The organism is Streptomyces sp. NPDC045695, assembly GCF_056432025.1.
Map to the genome: position 1 here is coordinate 149,748 of NZ_JBWKJU010000005.1, position 17,299 is coordinate 167,046.

Consider the following 17,299-nt stretch of genomic DNA (forward strand, 5'->3'; position numbering starts at 1 on the left):
CGCCACCCTCACGCTCGCGTGGCCGGGTTCTCGCGGACCGTCGCCAGGTCCGCCGAGGTCTTCGTCGCCATGAACTCCGTGATGCGGTAGGTGCAGACGCCCGCCACGGTGAAGGGGTCCTCGGCCGCGATCCTCTCGATCTCCGGCCGGGAGACCCCGCCGGCCAGGATCACGCCGCCGTCGCGCGGGACCTTGCGCCCCGACGCGAGGAAGACGCCCGAGGCGTAGTAGCCGTCCAGCCAGGCGATGTGCGCGTCCAGCAGGTCTTCGACGTCTTCGATGGGCGCGATGTAGGTGAGCTCCATGACGAACATGATCGCCAGGCTACTCTCGCTCCATCATGACCGATGTGAAGACCCCCGCCGACGAGGCCGAGGCCCGGGCGATACAAGACGAACTGCGTGATTCCGTCGTCCTCGACGAGGTCGGTCCACCGCCCGGCCGCGGCCTGATCGCCGGGGTCGACGTCGCCTACGACGACGAGCGCGACCTCGTCGCCGCCGCGGCCGTGGTCCTCGACGCCGCCACCCTGGAGGTCGTCGAGGAGGCCACCGCCGTCGGGCACGTCAGCTTCCCCTACGTGCCCGGGCTGCTCGCCTTCCGCGAGCTGCCGACGGTACTGGCCGCCCTCGACGCCCTGACCACCGAGCCCGGCCTCGTCGTCTGCGACGGCTACGGCCTCGCCCACCCCCGTGGGTTCGGCCTCGCCTGCCACCTCGGCGTGGTCACCGGGCTCCCGGCCATCGGCGTCGCGAAGAATCCGTTCACCTTCACCTACGAGGAGCCGGGCCCCCGGCGCGGCGACGCCGCGGCGCTGCTCGCCGCGGACGGGGCCGAGGTCGGGCGGGCGCTGCGGACGCAGGACGGGATCAAGCCGGTCTACGTCTCCGTCGGCCACCGCGTCTCGCTGGACAACGCCTGCGCGCACGCCCTGGCGTTGAGCCCCCGCTTCCGGATCCCCGAGAGCACCCGGCACGCCGACTCCCTGTGCCGGAAGGCGCTGCGGGAGGCGACCGGACCCTGAGCGGGCCCGTCCGCCAGCGCGGCCCCGTCCCTCAGCACGGCGCCGTCCCGTCAGCGGGCGTGCGCCACCCGGAAGGTGATCCCCGCCTTCCGGAGCCGGTCCAGCAGGGCGTCACCCATCGCCACCGCCGTCGTCAGCTGCCCGGCGCGGTCCGGCAGGGCGTCGTGGGCCAGGCACAGGGCCGACTCCGCGAGCATCTTCGCGGTCTCCCCGTAGCCCGGGTCGCCGCCCGACACCTCGGTGAGCACGCGCCGGCCGCCGCCCTCGCCGACGAACCGTACGGTGAACCAGCTGCGTGCGCGGCGTTCCGCGTCGGGCCCCTGGCCCGGCTCCCAGCGGCTCATGAGCCACCGCCGGGCCGGCGGCACCTGGGCCAGCGCCGCGACCGCGCCCAGCGCCGCCGTACCGCCCACGGCGACGGGCAGGTGCTGGACGGAGGCGTAGTGCCGGTAGCGGAAGTCCGGTCCGTACCGCTCCAGCGCGGCCGCCGACCGGGTCACGATCCGCGGGTCGAGCGAGGGCAGCGGCAGCGCCCAGGTGCCGGTCTCCCGGCTGAACCGCGGTACCCCCAGCGGGCCCCGGGCGCGCCGCCCCAGCAGCCGGGGCTCGTGCAGCCGGCGGGCGTGCGCGGCGGCCAGGGTCTGGGGGCCGCGGCCCAGTGCGGTCAGGGCGGAGGCCAGGGTCCCGCCGGAGAAGAGGGCGTTGGAGCGCATGAAACCGTCGACCCGCAGCGGGACGCCCTGCGGCAGTTGAGCGACCGTGAAGTACGCACCGAGGTCCGCCGGGATCGAGTCGAAGCCGCAGGCGTGGACGATCCGCGCACCGGTCTCCCGGGCGCGTGCGTCGTGCTCGACGTACATCCGGTCCACGAACTCCGGCTCGCCGGTGAGGTCCACGTAGTCCGTGCCCGCCGCGGCGCAGGCGGCCACGAGCTGCGATCCGTACCAGATGTACGGTCCCACGGTCGTGGCCAGCACCCGCGTGGACGCGGCCAGGGCGCGCACGGCGCCGGCGTCCCCGGCGTCGGCCCGCAGCAGCGGGAGGTCCGCGCACGCGGGATCGATCGTGGCCAGCCGCTCGCGCAGCCGTTCCAGCTTGGCGAGGTCCCGGCCCGCGAGGGCCCACCGGCAGCCGGCCGGTGCGTGCGCGGCGAGGTACTCGGCGGTCAGCGCCCCCACGAACCCGGTGGCGCCGAACAGTACGACGTCGTAGGTCCGGTCCTGTCCGTGCTGCCGGTCCGGCCCGTCTTCCCGGACCTGTGCGTCGTTCATGAGGGCTCCCCCCGAAGGGTGTGCAGGGTGTGCGGGTGGCTGTAGGTGGCCGAGGCTAGCGCCCGGCCCGTGAGGAGAGAACAGCGCCCCGGGAACGGCCTGTCGGCCGCGCCCGGGGCGCTGTCCTGACCACCGGCAGGTGGCGGACCACCTGTGGGTGGATCAGCCCTGCTGGTAGAGCCCGAAGAGGTCGACGACGAGGTCGATGTCGTCCCAGCCCTGGTTCCAGAAGTCGATGATGCCGTTCTTCCCGGTGCTCGCCTGCACCAGGTTCGGGACGGTGTCGCCCTTCGTCCAGTTCAGGTTCGACGAGTTCGGGGGCGTCGGCCGGACCTCGACGCCGTTGTCGTAGTCGTCGATCGAGTTCGGGTCCGGGGCGACCGTGAGGAACCCGTTGCCGTTCGTGTTCGTGACCGTCGAGTTCATCACGAAGCCCGTGATGCTGGGCTCGCCGTAGGAGAGCGGCATGTAGATGTAGTTACGGCCGTCCAGCGGGCCCGAGCCCCAGGTCGCGCTGTCGCGGGTGTCGAGCAGGCGCTCCGGCGTGAGCGGCAGGAAGGCGCTCTTGCTGTCGGTGCTGTAGTAGCCCACGACGTCGACGACGACGTCGGTGGCCGACCAGGCGCCGTTGAAGACGCTGATCTTGCCGTCCGAACCGACGGGGACGATCACCGAGTTGGCGACGGTCTGGCCGGCCGTGAAGTTCAGGTTCGACGCGGTCGGGATCGGGCCCCCGCCCGGGAAGACCGACAGGTGGCCGGCCTGCTTCGGGTTGGTGACCGTCACGTTCAGCGCCACGGCCTTGATGCCCTGGGGCACGCCGCGCAGGCCGCTGATCTGGGTGGAGAAGGTGCCGCGCCCGGGCAACTGGCCCTGGGCGGTGCCCAGACCCTCGCGGGTGTCGACGAAGCGCGCCGGGGTGATCGGGGTGTAGCCGCTGGAGGCGGTGTGGCTGAAGTAGCCCGTGACGTCGGCGATCAGGTCGACCGACTGCGAGCCGCGGTTGGCCAGCTCGACGTATCCGTTCTTGCCGACGGGCACGATGACCAGGTTGGGGACGGTCTGACCGGCCTTGAAGTTCACGTTCGACGTGGTCGGACGCTCGGTGCCCTCGGGGAAGGCCGTGATGTGCCCGCCGCTGGTCGTGTTGGTGACCGTGATGTTGAGGGCGACGGCGGTGACCCCGGCCGGGATCCCGCCGTTGCCGCCGACCTTCACGCGGGTCGAGCTGTACGGGGCGACCTTGCCCTGCACCGCGCCGGTGCCGTCCCGGGTGTCCAGGAGACGGGTGGGGGCGTACGGGGTGAAGTCCGAGCCCGGCGTGACGACCGCGAGCTCGTTGACGGCCGAGGCGTTGTTCGCGGCGTCCGTCACGGTGACCTTGACCGTGTAGGCACCGACCTCGGCGTAGGTGTGCGCCGTGGTCAGGGTGGTGGATCCGAAGGCGTCGACCACGTCGGTCTGGCCGTCGCCCCAGGCGATCGTGACCTTGAGCGCGGTGTCCGCGCTCGTCGTGGTCGTGTTCAGCTCGATGCCGTGGGCCGAGGTGCCGTAGCCCTCCAGGGCGACCGCGAGGTCCGGGTTGCCCGCGACGGACTGCACCGACGGGGCGGCGGAGGCGCCCGTCTTGGCGGCGGGCAGGGTCTTGCGGACCGAGCGCTCAGCCGGGCTCGTGAAGGTGTTGCCCTTGGACTTGGCGTCCTTGCCCAGGCCGAGGTCCAGGTCCGGGACGGTCGCACCGTGCGCGTCCGGCTGGGCCGGCGCGGCCTGCGCCACACCCGGGACGAGACCCACGCCGGCCGCGATGGCAGCCACGGAAATTACAAGTCGGCGACGGTTGCGCACCGGCCCCCCATTATCTGTTGAATGCTTGATCGGCATCGAAAGCGTGTTCAGGGTACAGAGTCCTGCGGCGCCCGATGACGGGGGTGGCCGTACGGTCCGGCGGCGCTTTCGCGGACCCGAACACTCCGGCGCCGGCCGATCCCGCGCGACCCGCGCCCGGGGGCTTGTGCTGGGTGGAACACGTTCCTAGCATCACTGGTGTTACATCGGTTGTGTCACACAGTCGCACACCATGCACAGCAGAGACGCTGGGGGCTCGATGGCAGTGACAGGGAACGGCGAAGACGGCGACGGCGAGGGCGACGGCGGCGGCCTCGGGAAGGCGGGCGCGAGCGCCGGCCGCAGCGGCCCGCTCGCCGGAGTCCGCGTGGTGGAACTGGCCGGCATCGGCCCGGGGCCGTTCGCCGCCATGCTCCTCGCCGACCTGGGGGCGGACGTCGTACGGGTCGACCGGCCCGGCGGCGGCGGGCTCGCGGTCGACCCCGCCTACGACGTCACCAACCGCAACAAGCGGTCCGTCCTGGTCGACCTCAAGTCCGCCGACGGCCCCGCCCGCGTCCTCGATCTGGTCGAGCGCGCCGACGTCCTCCTGGAGGGCTTCCGCCCCGGGGTCGCCGAGCGGCTCGGGGTCGGCCCCGCCGACTGCCACGCCCGCAATCCGCGACTGGTCTACGGGCGGATGACCGGCTGGGGCCAGGAGGGGCCGCTCGCGCAGAGCGCCGGGCACGACATCGCGTACATCGCCGTCACCGGCGCCCTCGGCATGATCGGTGACCCGGACGGGCCCCCGGCCGTCCCCGCCAACCTCGTCGGGGACTACGCGGGCGGCTCGCTCTACCTGGTGATCGGGGTCCTGGCCGCGCTCCAGCACGCCCGTACCACCGGGACCGGCCAGGTCGTCGACGCGGCCATCGTCGACGGCGCCGCCCACCTCACCGCCATGATCCACGGAATGATGGCGGCGGGCGGCTGGCAGGACCGCCGCGGGGCCAACCTCCTCGACGGCGGCTGCCCCTTCTACGGCACCTACGAGACCTCCGACGGCCAGTACATGGCGGTCGGCGCCCTGGAGCAGCAGTTCTACGACACCTTCGTGGAGCTCCTCGGCATCGGGGACCAGGCCCCGGCCCGCAAGGACGTCGCCCGCTGGGGCGAGCTGCGGGACGCGGTCGCCGCACGCTTCAAGACCCGTACGCGGGCCCAGTGGACGGCGGTATTCGAGGGCACCGACGCCTGCGTGGCGCCCGTACTGTCCCTGCGCGAGGCCCCGGACCACCCGCACCTCGCCGCCCGCGGGACCTTCACCGACTTCGCCGGGATCGTGCAGCCCGCCCCCGCACCGCGGTTCTCGGTGACGCCGGGGGTCGTCGGCAGCGGGCCGGCCCGGCCGGGTGCGCACGCCCGGGCGGTGGCCGCGGACTGGGACGTACCGTCCCTCCTGAAGGAGGAGGGCTGATGGAACTGTCCATGATGCTCGACTACGCCGGGGATCCGCGCCGGGCGGCCGACGGCGCGGCGGCTCTGGAGTCGGCGGGGCTCGACGCCGTGTGGGTGGCCGAGGCGTGGGGCTTCGACGCCCCGACGATCATGGGCTACCTCGCCGCGCGCACCGAGCGGCTCAAGATCGGCTCGGCGATCCTCAACGTCTACTCGCGCACCCCCGGCCTCATCGCCCAGACCGCCGCCGGACTGGACGCGCTCTCGGGCGGCCGGGCGCTGCTCGGCCTCGGCGCCTCCGGCCCGCAGGTCGTCGAGGGCTGGCACGGGAAGCCGTACGACAAGCCGCTCGGCCGGACCCGCGAGACGGTGGAGCTGTGCCGCCGCATCTGGCGTCGCGAGACGATCGACCATCACGGCATCACCGACATGCCGTTGCCGCCGGAGAAGGGCGGCTCGCACGGCAAGCCGCTGAAGATCCTCACCCGGCCGGTCCGCCCCCGGATCCCCGTCTACATCGCCTCGCTCGGCCCGGCCAACGTGCGCATGACCGCCGAGATCGCGGACGGCTGGCTCCCCACGCTCTTCATCCCCGAGAAGGCCGCCGCGGTGTGGGGCGGCCCCCTCGCGCAGGGCGCGGCGAAGAGGCCGCCGGAGCTCGGCCCGCTCCAGACCGTCGCGGGCGGCCTGCTCGCCATCGGCGAGGACGCGGCCGCCGTACGGGATCGCGCGCGCCCGCAGATCGCGCTGTACGTCGGGGGCATGGGCGCGGTCGGCAAGAACTTCTACAACGACCTCGCCGTGGCCTACGGCTACGGGGAAGAGGCCCGCAGGATCCAGGAGCTCTACCTGGCGGGCCGCAAGCGGGACGCGGCGGCCGCCGTCCCGGACGAGTTCTGCGAGCTGATGACCCTGTGCGGGCCCGCGGGCTACGTACGCGAGCGGATCGAGGCCTTCCGCGCGGCGGGCGTCACCATGCTCAACGTCACCCCCGTCGGCGACGACCCCGCCCGCCTGATCGAGACCGTCAAGAACTGGCTGTAGGGGGCGTCTTGTGGATCACCGACGTCCCCGGACACCGCGCTCACCGATCCGGCCCGACCGGCTAGACACCCCCTTTGGGAGCCCCCCGATGCAACGCCAGATCTTCGACGCCGACCACGAGGCGTTCCGCGAGACCGTACGCACCTTCCTCACCAAGGAGGTGCTGCCGCACTACGAGCAGTGGGAGAAGGACGGCATCGTCAGCCGTGAGGCCTGGCGGGCCGCGGGCCGGCAGGGGCTGCTGGGCCTGGCCGTCCCCGAGGAGTACGGGGGCGGCGGGAACCCGGACTTCCGCTACGCCGCCGTGATCGCCGAGGAGTTCACCCGGGCGGGCGCCCCGGGCCTGGCCATCGGCCTGCACAACGACATCATCGGGCCCTACCTGACCTCGCTGGCCACCGAGGAGCAGAAGCGCCGCTGGCTGCCCGGGTTCTGTTCCGGGGAGACCATCACCGCCATCGCGATGACCGAGCCCGGCGCGGGCTCGGACCTCCAGGGCATCCGGACGACCGCCGAGGACCGGGGCGACCACTGGGTGCTCAACGGCTCCAAGACCTTCATCTCCAACGGCATCCTTGCGGACCTGGTGATCGTGGTCGCCAGGACCACGCCGGAGGGCGGCGCCCACGGCCTGTCGCTGCTGGTCGTCGAGCGCGGGGCGGAGGGCTTCGAGCGCGGCCGCAACCTCGACAAGATCGGCCAGAAGGCGCAGGACACCGCCGAGCTGTTCTTCCACGACGTGCGCGTCCCGAAGGAGAACCTGCTCGGTGAACCGAACGGCGCCTTCGTCCACCTGATGACCAATCTCGCTCAGGAGCGGATGGGCATCGCGATGGCCGGCATCGCCGCCGCCGAGTACCTCCTGGAGATCACCACGCAGTACGTGAAGGAGCGCGAGGCCTTCGGGCGTCCGCTGTCCAAGCTCCAGCACATCCGCTTCGAGATCGCGGAGATGGCCACCGAGGTCGCCGTCACCCGGACCTTCCTCGACCGGTGCATCACCGACCACGCGACCGGCGAACTGGACCACGTGCACGCCTCCATGGCCAAGTGGTGGGCCACCGAACTGCAAAAGCGCGTCGCCGACCGCTGCCTGCAACTGCACGGCGGATACGGATACATGACCGAATACCGGGTCGCTCGGGCCTTCACCGACGGCCGCATCCAGACCATCTACGGCGGCACGACCGAGATCATGAAAGAGATCATCGGGCGTTCCCTGCTCGGCTGACCCCTCCCCCTTGAACACCTCCTTGGACACCTCCGAAAGGCTTGACCAGTGAGCACCGAAGCTTACGTATACGACGCGATCCGCACCCCGCGCGGCCGCGGCAAGGCCAGTGGCGCCCTGCACGGCACCAAGCCGATCGACCTGGTCGTCGGACTCATCCACGCCCTGCGCGAGCGCAACCCCGGCCTGGACCCCGCCGCCATCGACGACATCGTGCTCGGCGTCGTCGGCCCGGTCGGTGACCAGGGCTCCGACATCGCCCGTATCGCGGCCATCGCCGCAGGGCTCCCGGACACGGTGGCCGGCGTACAGGAGAACCGCTTCTGCGCCTCGGGCCTGGAAGCCGTCAACCTCGCCGCCGCCAAGGTCCGTTCCGGCTGGGAGGACCTGGTCCTGGCGGGTGGCGTGGAGTCCATGTCCCGCGTCCCGATGGCCTCCGACGGCGGTGCCTGGTTCAACGACCCGATGACGAACTGGGACGTCAACTTCGTCCCGCAGGGCATCGGCGCCGACCTGATCGCCACCATCGGCGGATTCTCCCGGCGCGATGTGGACGAGTACGCCGCCCTCTCCCAGGAGCGCGCCGCCGCGGCCATCAAGGAGGGCCGCTTCGCCAAGTCGGTCGTCCCCGTGACCGACCGCAACGGCCTGGTCGTCCTCGACCTCGACGAGTTCGTCCGCCCGGGCACCACCGCCGACACCCTCGCCAAGCTCAAGCCGTCCTTCGCGGACATCGGCGACCTCGGCGGCTTCGACGCCGTCGCGCTGCAGAAGTACCACTGGGTCGAGAAGATCGACCACGTCCACCACGCGGGCAACTCCTCCGGAATCGTCGACGGCGCCTCGCTCGTCGCCATCGGCTCCCGCGAGGCGGGCGAGCGGGCCGGCCTGACCCCGCGCGCCCGGATCGTCTCGGCGGCCGTCTCCGGCTCCGAGCCGACCATCATGCTCACCGGCCCCGCCCCCGCCACCCGCAAGGCCCTCGCCAAGGCCGGGCTGACCATCGACGACATCGACCTCGTCGAGATCAACGAGGCCTTCGCCGGCGTCGTCCTGCGCTTCGTCGCGGACATGGGCCTGTCCCTGGACAAGGTCAACGTCAACGGCGGCGCCATCGCGCTCGGCCACCCCCTCGGCGCCACCGGCGCGATGATCCTCGGCACCGTCATCGACGAGCTGGAGCGCCAGGACAAGCGCTACGGGCTCGTCACCCTCTGCGTCGGCGGCGGCATGGGCGTCGCCACCATCGTCGAGCGGCTCTGAACCGTCCTGTATCCCCCCGACCCCTCCGACACGGAAGTAGCGAACATGAGCGAGTCCACCACGATCCGCTGGGAACAGGACGAGACCGGCGTCGTCACCCTGACCCTCGACGACCCGGGCCAGTCCGCCAACACGATGAACCAGGCCTTCAAGGACTCCATCGCCGCGGTCGCCGACCGCGCCGAGGCCGAGAAGGACTCCATCCGCGGCATCATCTACACCTCCGCGAAGAAGACCTTCTTCGCCGGCGGCGACCTCAAGGACATGATCCGGCTGCGCCCCGAGCACGCGCAGCTCGCCTTCGACACCGGCACCGAGATCAAGCGGTCCCTGCGCCGCATCGAGACCCTCGGCAAGCCCGTCGTCGCCGCCATCAACGGCGCCGCCCTGGGCGGCGGTTACGAGATCTGCCTGGCGTCCCACCACCGCGTCGCCCTCGACGCGCCCGGCTCCAAGATCGGCCTGCCCGAGGTCACCCTCGGCCTGCTCCCGGCCGGCGGCGGCGTCACGCGGACCGTGCGCCTGATGGGCATCGCCGACGCCCTGCTCAAGGTGCTGCTCCAGGGGACCCAGTACAGCCCCCAGCGTGCCCTGGAGAACGGCCTGGTCCACGAACTGGCCGCGACCCCCGAGGAGATGCTCGCCAAGGCCCGCGCCTTCATCGACGCGAACCCCGAGTCGAAGCAGCCCTGGGACGTACCGGGCTACAAGATCCCGGGCGGTACGCCGTCCAACCCGCGGTTCGCCGCCAACCTCCCGGCCTTCCCCGCCAACTTGAAGAAGCAGCTGAACGGGGCCCCGTACCCCGCGCCGCGCAACATCCTGGCCTGCGCCGTCGAGGGCTCCCAGGTGGACTTCGAGACCGCGCTGACCATCGAGGCCCGCTACTTCACCGAGCTGGTCACCGGGCAGACCGCCAAGAACATGATCCAGGCGTTCTTCTTCGACCTCCAGGCCGTCAACGCGGGCCGTAGCCGCCCCCAGGGCGTGGAGCCGCGCACGGTCCGCAAGGTCGCCGTCCTCGGCGCCGGCATGATGGGCGCGGGCATCGCCTACTCCTGCGCCCGCGCGGGCATCGAGGTGGTGCTCAAGGACGTCACCGCCGAGGCCGCCGCCAAGGGCAAGGCGTACTCCGAGAAGCTGCTCGACAAGGCCCTGACCCGCGGCCGCACCACCGAGGCCGAGCGCGCCGAGCTGCTCGCCCGGATCACCCCGACCGCCGAGGCAACCGACCTGGCGGGCTGCGACGCCGTCATCGAGGCCGTCTTCGAGGACACCGCCCTCAAGCACAAGGTGTTCCAGGAGATCCAGGACGTCGTCACACCGGACGCGCTGCTCTGCTCCAACACCTCCACGCTTCCCATCACGGGCCTCGCGGAAGGGGTTTCGCGGCCCGCCGACTTCATCGGCCTGCACTTCTTCTCGCCGGTGGACAAGATGCCGCTGGTCGAGATCATCAAGGGGGAGCAGACCGGCGACGAGGCCGTCGCCCGCGCCTTCGACCTGGTCCGCCAGATCAACAAGACCCCGATCGTGGTCAACGACTCGCGCGGCTTCTTCACCTCGCGCGTCATCGGCCAGTTCATCAATGAGGGCGTGGCGATGGTCGGCGAGGGCATCGAGCCCGCGTCGATCGAGCAGGCCGCCGCCCAGGCCGGTTACCCGGCCAAGGTGCTCTCGCTGATGGACGAGCTCACCCTCACCCTGCCGCGCAAGATCCGCAACGAGACCCGCAAGGCCTTCGAGGCCGAGGGCCGGACGTGGGCCGAGCACCCCGCCGACACCGTCATCGACCGCATGGTGGACGAGTTCGGCCGCCCCGGCCGCAGCGGCGGGGCCGGCTTCTACGAGTACGACGAGACGGGCAAGCGCTCCCGCATCTGGCCGGGCCTGCGCGAGCACTTCGCCAAGCCGGACGCCGAGATCCCGTTCGAGGACATGAAGGAGCGGATGCTCTTCTCCGAGGCCTTGGACACCGTCCGCTGCCTCGACGAGGGCGTGCTCACCTCCATCGCCGACGCCAACATCGGCTCCATCATGGGCATCGGCTTCCCGGCCTGGACCGGCGGCGTGATCCAGTACATCAACGGCTACGAGGGCGGCCCGTCCGGCTTCGTCGCCCGCGCCCGCGAGCTCGCCGAGAAGTACGGCGAGCGCTTCACCCCGCCCGCCTCCCTGGTGGCGAAGGCCGAGCGGGGCGAGACGTACACGGACTGACACCTGGTCCGCGACGTGGAACGCAGGGGCCGCCCCGGGGACTTCCCCGGGGCGGCCCCTGCCGCACGCGCAGGCTCCGAGATGCGCCGCCGCCGGATGCGGCGCACGATGAACAGGGTCTGTGTCCCCCTCTGGGGGCGTGGCGTGGGGAGCGCCTGTTCACGGCCCCGGGATCACCCGTCCACGTGCGCAGAACGGGGAAACCATGAAGAAATCCCTGGTCGCCGCAGTCGCCAGCTCCGCCCTGGCGGTCTTGCTGGCCGCTCCGGCGACGCCCGCGACCGCAGCTTCGCAGTACTGCGACGACACCACCCCGAACACCTCGATCCTCTTCTACAACAAGGACACGGGCGCGGCGGGAACCGCCACCTTGTCGGCGGGGAGCTACCACTACACGGGTGCGCTGACCCTCCCCACCCACTACACGCACGCCGCCGCCAGCCGCGACTCACTGCTGCTGTACAACGCGGACACCGGGGCCGGGGAGACCGGCACGTTCACGGCGGGGCGGTACACCCGTGTCCAGAGCTTCACCGACTTCTCGACGAAGTGGAGCCTCGTCGAGGCGTCGGGTGACTCGGTGCTCTTCTACAACTCCGGCACCGGGCGCGGCATCACCGGCACGCTGAAGAACGGCAGGTACCAGCAGGTACGCCAGTACGACGACTTCAGCACGGGCTGGGCGTTCATCGCGGCCTCGTGCGACACGGCGGTCGCCACGACGGCCAGGAGGGGATCGGTCGAGTTCCCCGAGAGCAACCTCGGGTACGGGACCCTCACGGGCGGCGTCTACACCAACGTGGGCAACCGTGACAGGGAGGCCTTCCTGGGCACGCTGGTCGCGACCGAGGACTCGGTGCTGGCCCTGTCGAGGAACGGTTCCGAACTGCGGTACCGACTGGCCTCGGCGACGAACGGCAAGGTCGGCGAGTTCCGTGAGATCGGCACGTCGGGCGTGTGGGACACCGTGGGCCGCACCGCGGACAGCCTGTTCTTCTACAAGAACGACGGGACCGCCTGGATCTCGAAGCTCAGCGGCGGCGACTACGCCAACGTGGGCCCGCTCAAGGACGTCTCCTCGGGCTGGTCGATCATCGAAGGCGGCGTCTGAGCCCGGCGGCGCCGGCCCGGCAGCCACCGCGCAGGCAACCACCGCGCAGGCAACAACCGCGCAGGCAACCACCGCGCAGGCAACCACCTTGCCCGCGGGCGGCGTTCACTCGGACTCCGAGGTGAACGCCGCCCGCAGTTCCTCCCTCAGGGACCGCTGGAAGGCCGTCACCAGCGCCTGCACCACCATCGGCTGCATGTGCGCCGACAGCGCCTTCATCGACTCGACCCGCTCCGGATCGCTCTCGCCGCGCGTGAACGGCCCCCACACCTCGTCCCGGAAGAGCGCCGTCAGCTCGTGCGCCGCCGACCTGGTGTGCTCCAGCAGCACGGTGCGCGCCGCGAGGATCGTCTCGTGCGCGATCGGCACGTCGAGCAGCGCGACCCCCAGCCGCAGCAGCCCCACGTCGACGCGGAAGCCGTCCCCCGAGGCCGTGAGCACGTTCATCGCCGCCAGCCGCCGCACATCGGTGTCCGACAGGCTCCGGCCCGCCCGTTTGTCCAGGTCCTCGCGGGAGAACTCCTGTGCCGCGTCCGGAGCCCAGGAGGCCACCATCGCCCGGTGGATCGCCAGATCGTGCGCGCTCAGGTCGTCGGGCAGCGCGTCCAGATAGCGCTCGATCGCGGACAAGGTCATGCCCTGGTGCTGCAACTCCTCGATCAGGGCCAGCCGGGACAGGTGCTCCGGCCCGTAGCGGCCCACCCGACGCGGGCCGATCACGGGGGGAGGCAAAAGCCCGCGCGTGCTGTAGAACCGTACGGTGCGCACGGTGACGCCCGCCCTCGTCGCCAGCTCATCGACGGTGAGCATCGGCTCGGGTGCCTGGTCGGCCATCGTCTGCGCCTCGCTCTCTGCTCCACAGCTTGGGTTCAACAGTATTGCTGTCGCACCAACGATGTGAAACGGCCAGGAGCTGCCCATGACCACGAACCTGCGACTGCCCGGACGACCCGAGGAGATCACCCTCCCCGCCCTGCTGGCCCGCAACGCCGCCGAGCACGGTGACCTCCCCGCCCTCTCGTGGCGGGCCGGCCCCCATGCGGCCGAATGGACGACCCTGACCTGGAGCGAGGTCCGCCGCCAGGTCGCCGTCCTCGCCTCCGGTTACACCGCCCTCGGCGTCGAGCGCGGCGAGCACGTCCTGATGATGATGGGCAACCGGCCCGAACACTGGCTCAGCGACCTCGCCCTCGTCCACCTCGGCGCCGTCCCCGTCACCGTGTACGGGACCTCCGCGCCCGAGCAGATCGCCCACATAGCCCGCCACAGCCGGGCCAGGGTCGCCGTCATCGAGGGCGCCCGCGAACTGGCCCGGTGGGAACCGCTGCTGGCCGACGCCGACGTACCCCTGGAGCGCCTCGTCGTGGCCGAGGCCGCCGACGCGGGCGCGCACCGCACGTACGGCTCCCTGTACGCAAGCGGCGCCCGCACCCACCGCGCCGACGCCTTCGAGAAGGCCTGGCAGGAGACGCGGCCCGCGGACCCGCTGACCGTCGTCTACACCTCCGGCACCACCGGCGACCCCAAGGGCGTCCGGCTCACCCACCGCAACCTGATGCTCCAGGCGGTCCGGCTCGACCGGCACGTGGACCTGCCCGAGCACGCCGAGCACATCTGCTACCTGCCCTTCGCGCACATCGCCGAGCGGGTCCTCGGCATCTACCTGCCGCTGCTGCGGGCCGCGCACGTGCGGCTGTGCGCCGACCCCACCGCCGTGTCCGGGGCGGTCCGCGAACTGCACCCCGTGCAGTTCTTCGGCGTGCCCCGGGTGTGGGAGAAGCTCGCCGCCACGGTACGCGCGGTCCTCGCGCAGCTCCCCGAGGCGCAGCGCGCGGCCATCGAGGCCGCCAACGACCTGGCCCGCGCCCGGGCCGGGCACCGCGAGCGCGGAGAGGAGGTGCCGGCCGCGCTCGAAGCCTCGTACGCGACGGCGAAGGAGCAGGCGCTCGACCCGCTGCTGAGGCTGGCGGGACTGGACCGGCTGGCCTGGACGGCCAGCGCCACCGCGCCGATGCCGATCGACGTGGTGCGCTTCTGGGCGGGCTGGGGCATCACCATCATGGACGCCTGGGGGCTCACCGAGACCGCCGGCGTGTGCACGGTCAACAGCCCCGACGCCTTCCGGCTCGGCTCGGTGGGGCGCCCCATCGAGGGAGTGGAGCTGAGGCTCGCCGAGGACGGGGAGATCCTCACCCGCGGGGAGACCGTCTTCGCGGGCTACCTGCGCCCCGACGGCTCGGTGGAGAGCGCGTCCGACGCGCAGGGCTGGTTCCCGACGGGGGACATCGGCCGGCTCGACGAGGACGGGTTCCTCTGGCTGACCGACCGCAAGAAGGAACTGATCATCACCTCGAACGGCAAGAACGTCTCCCCGGCGCTGGTGGAGAACACCGTCAAGGAGCACCCCCTGATCGGCCAGGCCATGGTCCACGGCGACGGCCGTTCCTACCTCGTCGCCCTGCTGGTCCTGGACGCCGAGCTGGCCCCCGCGTGGGCCGCCGCCCGGGGCATCGAGGCGCCCACCCTCGCCGCGCTCGCCGAACACCCCACCGTCCGGGAGGAGGTGGCGCGCGCGGTCGAGGCGGCCAACGCCCGCCTCAACCGGACCGAGCAGATCAAGCGGTACCGGGTGCTGACCGAGGAATGGGGCCCCGAAACCGGCGAGCTCACCCCCTCGCTGAAACTCCGCCGCCGCGTGATCCACGACAAGTACGGCGCCCTGCTCGACGCCCTCTACGAGACCGCCCCCGACACCCCGTAACCCGCCGCGCCCGCCCGACCCGGCCCCCACGGCCGGGTCGCACGGCGTCGCCGACTAGCGCCCGATCAGCGGGTAGTGGTCGGAGAGGTTGGTGTACGTGTAGGAGGTGCCCCAGCTGGAGACCGTCCACGGCGCCGACTGCTCCAGGACCACGTTGTTCTCCCAGCCCGCCGGGCGGGTGTTGCCCTTGCGGTACAGGACGTAGTCCAGGTCCTCGCGCGGGTCGGTCGGGTAGCGGTACTTCGCGATCGAGTTCAGCGCGGTGTCGAAGGAGTACGTGTGACCCGTGCGGGTGTCGGAGTCCACCAGGTCGGCGTTGGCGAGCATGGAGGCCAGCTCCGGCGTGCGCGAGTCGACGTTCATGTCGCCCGCGACGATGACCTGTTCGGCCGCCGGGATGTTCTTCCCGTCCAGGAACGCGTCTATGGAGCGGAACTGCCGGGCGCGCATCTCCGCGGCCTCGCCCGCGGCGCAGCCCGAGTCGGTGGACTGCGCGTGCGTGCCGACCACGTGCACCTTGGTGCCGTTGACGTCCAGCACCACATACGCGAAGCCCTTGTTGGACCACCAGTCGGCGCCGCACGCGTCCTTGTAGACGACCTGCTCCTTGCGGACGATCGGCCACTTGCTGAGGATCGTGACGCCGCCGTCCTCCGGGGTGGTGGAGGAGTAGGCGCCGCCCGTGGCGTCCCAGCCGGTCTTACTGCGGCCGACGACCGGGGTCTGGTACGGGTACTGCGCGGCCGAGTTGGCCTTGAGCGCGTCCGAGGCGGCGTTGTCGAAGGCCTCCTGGAGCACGACCACGTCGTGGCCCTGGTAGAAGGAGGCCTTGGGGATCTGCGCCGCCCGGTGGTCCTGGCCCCAGTTCGGGTAGAGGTTCTTGCTCATCAGGAACACGTTGTACGACAGCACGCTGAGCCGCGGGGCGGTGGCGGCGGCAGCCTGGCCGGAGGGGGCGGCACTGGCCGTGGGCGCCGCGGTGGCGGCGAGCGCGCCGGCGGCGAGCGCCGCGAGGGCCGCGGCGGCGGCGCGGTGACGGCGGGGGGTGGCGTGGGTCATGGGGGTCTCCAGCATTCCTGCGGGGAAGATCGGCTCCGCCATCCAAGCAGCCACGGTTACCTCTGGGTAACACCCGTGCAGCGACTTTCTGTCCGGCTCGGGGCCATCCGGCGCTCGCATACTTGTCCTATGGAGAGAACGGCAGACCACGCATCCGGATCCCGCCCCGAGCGACCGCGCACCGACCCCGAGCCGCCGCCTCCCGGCGGGGTCCTGTGGACCATCTCGGGGGACATCCGGTCCCTGCTGTCGCTGCCCGCCGCCTTCACCCTTCAGGTCGCCCACCCCGCCGTCGGGGCCGGGGTCGACCAGTACTCGGTCTTCCGCACGGACCCCTGGGGCCGCGGCGAGCGCTCGCTGCGCTCCGTCCAGCTGTGGGTGTACGGCGGAGAGGCCGCGGCCGAGGAGGGCCGCCGGGTCCGCCGCGTGCACAAGGAGATCCAGGGCACCGACACCCGGGGGCGGCGCTACCACTCCCTGGACCCGGACTGCTACGCCTGGGTGCACGCCACCGGCTTCCCGGTCATGCTGTACTCGGGCCGCTACCTCTTCCGCCGCCTCACCCCCGCCCAGGAACGCCAGCTCTACCGGGAGTGGCTCCAGGTGGGGCGGATCCTCGGGCTCCACGACCGGGACATGCCCCAGACCATCGAGGAGTACTGGGTCTACTGGGGCCGGATGCTGGCCGAGGAGATCGAGCCCACCCGGGTCGCCCGCGAGCTGGTCGCCACCGACGTGCCCCTGCCCCGGCCCGAGGGCGGCTCCCTCGCCGTGCGACTGCTGCTGCGGCTCACCTGGCCGGTGCTGCGCGCGGCGTTCCTGCGCCTGCGGGCCTTCGTCACGGTCGGGTACATGCCGCCCGAGGCGCGCGCCGCGATCGGGCTGGAGTGGAGCCCGGCCCAGGAGCGCAGGCTCCGGTGGCTCAGCACGGCCCTGCGGCTCCTCGTACCGCTGCTGCCGGAGCGGCTGCGCTACCTGCCCATCGCGCGGGCGGCGCGCGCCCGATGGCGCGCCGCCGCCCGCTGAGGGATGTCCG

At 71.9% G+C, this 17,299-nt stretch carries 14 protein-coding genes; 9 read left to right on the forward strand and 5 right to left on the reverse strand.

Annotated elements, in window-relative coordinates:
• Positions 1–8: 8 nt before the first annotated feature.
• Positions 9–314 (reverse strand): YciI family protein, encoded by a 306-nt coding sequence (locus AC07DU_RS11720; RefSeq protein WP_453373190.1) that lies wholly within the window; start codon positions 312–314, stop codon positions 9–11.
• Positions 315–340: 26 nt separating this feature from the next.
• Between AC07DU_RS11720 and AC07DU_RS11725 the strand changes: the two genes are divergently transcribed.
• Complete coding sequence (locus tag AC07DU_RS11725; protein ID WP_360889036.1) at positions 341–1,024, forward strand: endonuclease V; 684 nt, start codon at positions 341–343, stop codon at positions 1,022–1,024.
• A gap of 50 nt (positions 1,025–1,074) precedes the next feature.
• On the opposite strand, the gene AC07DU_RS11730 is transcribed toward AC07DU_RS11725, so the two are convergent.
• Both AC07DU_RS11730 and AC07DU_RS11735 read right to left on the reverse strand, forming a co-directional pair.
• The gene (locus tag AC07DU_RS11730) at positions 1,075–2,295 is read right to left on the reverse strand and encodes a saccharopine dehydrogenase family protein (protein ID WP_360889033.1); all 1,221 of its coding nucleotides are present in this window, start codon (positions 2,293–2,295) and stop codon (positions 1,075–1,077) included.
• A 162-nt stretch (positions 2,296–2,457) separates the two neighbouring features.
• A complete protein-coding gene (locus AC07DU_RS11735; protein WP_479110887.1) occupies positions 2,458–4,110 on the reverse strand; it encodes a PKD domain-containing protein in 1,653 nt (550 codons plus the stop codon).
• Between the two features lie 289 nt (positions 4,111–4,399).
• On the opposite strand from AC07DU_RS11735, the gene AC07DU_RS11740 reads away from it, so the two are divergent.
• The 6 genes from AC07DU_RS11740 (at position 4,400) to AC07DU_RS11765 (ending at position 12,443) form a co-directional block, all read left to right on the forward strand.
• Positions 4,400–5,596, forward strand: a complete 1,197-nt coding sequence (locus AC07DU_RS11740; protein ID WP_479110889.1) for a CaiB/BaiF CoA transferase family protein — start codon at positions 4,400–4,402, stop codon at positions 5,594–5,596.
• Positions 5,596–6,621 carry an LLM class F420-dependent oxidoreductase gene (locus tag AC07DU_RS11745; protein WP_479110891.1) on the forward strand — a complete coding sequence of 342 codons (1,026 nt, stop codon included), beginning with the start codon at positions 5,596–5,598 and terminating at the stop codon, positions 6,619–6,621. The genes AC07DU_RS11740 and AC07DU_RS11745 overlap by 1 nt, the downstream gene beginning before the upstream one ends.
• A gap of 88 nt (positions 6,622–6,709) precedes the next feature.
• Positions 6,710–7,852: an acyl-CoA dehydrogenase family protein gene (locus tag AC07DU_RS11750; RefSeq protein ID WP_479110893.1), complete on the forward strand. Its 1,143-nt coding sequence runs from the start codon at positions 6,710–6,712 to the stop codon at positions 7,850–7,852.
• A 48-nt stretch (positions 7,853–7,900) separates the two neighbouring features.
• Positions 7,901–9,115 carry an acetyl-CoA C-acetyltransferase gene (locus tag AC07DU_RS11755; protein ID WP_479110895.1) on the forward strand — a complete coding sequence of 405 codons (1,215 nt, stop codon included), beginning with the start codon at positions 7,901–7,903 and terminating at the stop codon, positions 9,113–9,115.
• Between the two features lie 45 nt (positions 9,116–9,160).
• Positions 9,161–11,332 carry a 3-hydroxyacyl-CoA dehydrogenase NAD-binding domain-containing protein gene (locus tag AC07DU_RS11760; protein ID WP_479110897.1) on the forward strand — a complete coding sequence of 724 codons (2,172 nt, stop codon included), beginning with the start codon at positions 9,161–9,163 and terminating at the stop codon, positions 11,330–11,332.
• Positions 11,333–11,537: 205 nt separating this feature from the next.
• On the forward strand, positions 11,538–12,443 hold the full coding sequence (locus tag AC07DU_RS11765; RefSeq protein WP_479110899.1) for a hypothetical protein: 906 nt from the start codon (positions 11,538–11,540) through the stop codon (positions 12,441–12,443).
• 105 nt (positions 12,444–12,548) lie between these two features.
• On the opposite strand, the gene AC07DU_RS11770 is transcribed toward AC07DU_RS11765, so the two are convergent.
• Entirely contained in the window at positions 12,549–13,277 is a 729-nt protein-coding gene (locus AC07DU_RS11770; RefSeq protein WP_479110901.1) for a MerR family transcriptional regulator, read from the reverse strand.
• Between the two features lie 85 nt (positions 13,278–13,362).
• Between AC07DU_RS11770 and AC07DU_RS11775 the strand changes: the two genes are divergently transcribed.
• On the forward strand, positions 13,363–15,204 hold the full coding sequence (locus AC07DU_RS11775; protein WP_479110904.1) for an AMP-dependent synthetase/ligase: 1,842 nt from the start codon (positions 13,363–13,365) through the stop codon (positions 15,202–15,204).
• Positions 15,205–15,258: 54 nt separating this feature from the next.
• Here the strand turns inward: AC07DU_RS11775 and sph are convergent, their stop codons facing one another.
• Positions 15,259–16,263 carry a sphingomyelin phosphodiesterase gene (sph, locus tag AC07DU_RS11780; RefSeq protein ID WP_479110906.1) on the reverse strand — a complete coding sequence of 335 codons (1,005 nt, stop codon included), beginning with the start codon at positions 16,261–16,263 and terminating at the stop codon, positions 15,259–15,261.
• 129 nt (positions 16,264–16,392) lie between these two features.
• Here sph and AC07DU_RS11785 point away from each other — a divergent pair, with 129 nt between their 5' ends.
• A complete protein-coding gene (locus AC07DU_RS11785; protein ID WP_479110908.1) occupies positions 16,393–17,289 on the forward strand; it encodes an oxygenase MpaB family protein in 897 nt (298 codons plus the stop codon).
• The last annotated feature ends 10 nt before the right edge of the window (positions 17,290–17,299 follow it).

What these genes read in the sequence shown, in the direction of transcription:
- AC07DU_RS11720 (WP_453373190.1), bottom strand. Translation starts at nt 314, where the DNA reads ATGTTCGTCATGGAGCTCACCTACATCGCGCCCATCGAAGACGTCGAA.
- AC07DU_RS11725 (WP_360889036.1), top strand. Translation starts at nt 341, where the DNA reads ATGACCGATGTGAAGACCCCCGCCGACGAGGCCGAGGCCCGGGCGATA.
- AC07DU_RS11730 (WP_360889033.1), bottom strand. Translation starts at nt 2,295, where the DNA reads ATGAACGACGCACAGGTCCGGGAAGACGGGCCGGACCGGCAGCACGGA.
- AC07DU_RS11740 (WP_479110889.1), top strand. Translation starts at nt 4,400, where the DNA reads ATGGCAGTGACAGGGAACGGCGAAGACGGCGACGGCGAGGGCGACGGC.
- AC07DU_RS11745 (WP_479110891.1), top strand. Translation starts at nt 5,596, where the DNA reads ATGGAACTGTCCATGATGCTCGACTACGCCGGGGATCCGCGCCGGGCG.
- AC07DU_RS11750 (WP_479110893.1), top strand. Translation starts at nt 6,710, where the DNA reads ATGCAACGCCAGATCTTCGACGCCGACCACGAGGCGTTCCGCGAGACC.
- AC07DU_RS11760 (WP_479110897.1), top strand. Translation starts at nt 9,161, where the DNA reads ATGAGCGAGTCCACCACGATCCGCTGGGAACAGGACGAGACCGGCGTC.
- AC07DU_RS11765 (WP_479110899.1), top strand. Translation starts at nt 11,538, where the DNA reads ATGAAGAAATCCCTGGTCGCCGCAGTCGCCAGCTCCGCCCTGGCGGTC.
- AC07DU_RS11770 (WP_479110901.1), bottom strand. Translation starts at nt 13,277, where the DNA reads ATGGCCGACCAGGCACCCGAGCCGATGCTCACCGTCGATGAGCTGGCG.
- AC07DU_RS11775 (WP_479110904.1), top strand. Translation starts at nt 13,363, where the DNA reads ATGACCACGAACCTGCGACTGCCCGGACGACCCGAGGAGATCACCCTC.
- sph (WP_479110906.1), bottom strand. Translation starts at nt 16,263, where the DNA reads ATGACCCACGCCACCCCCCGCCGTCACCGCGCCGCCGCCGCGGCCCTC.
- AC07DU_RS11785 (WP_479110908.1), top strand. Translation starts at nt 16,393, where the DNA reads ATGGAGAGAACGGCAGACCACGCATCCGGATCCCGCCCCGAGCGACCG.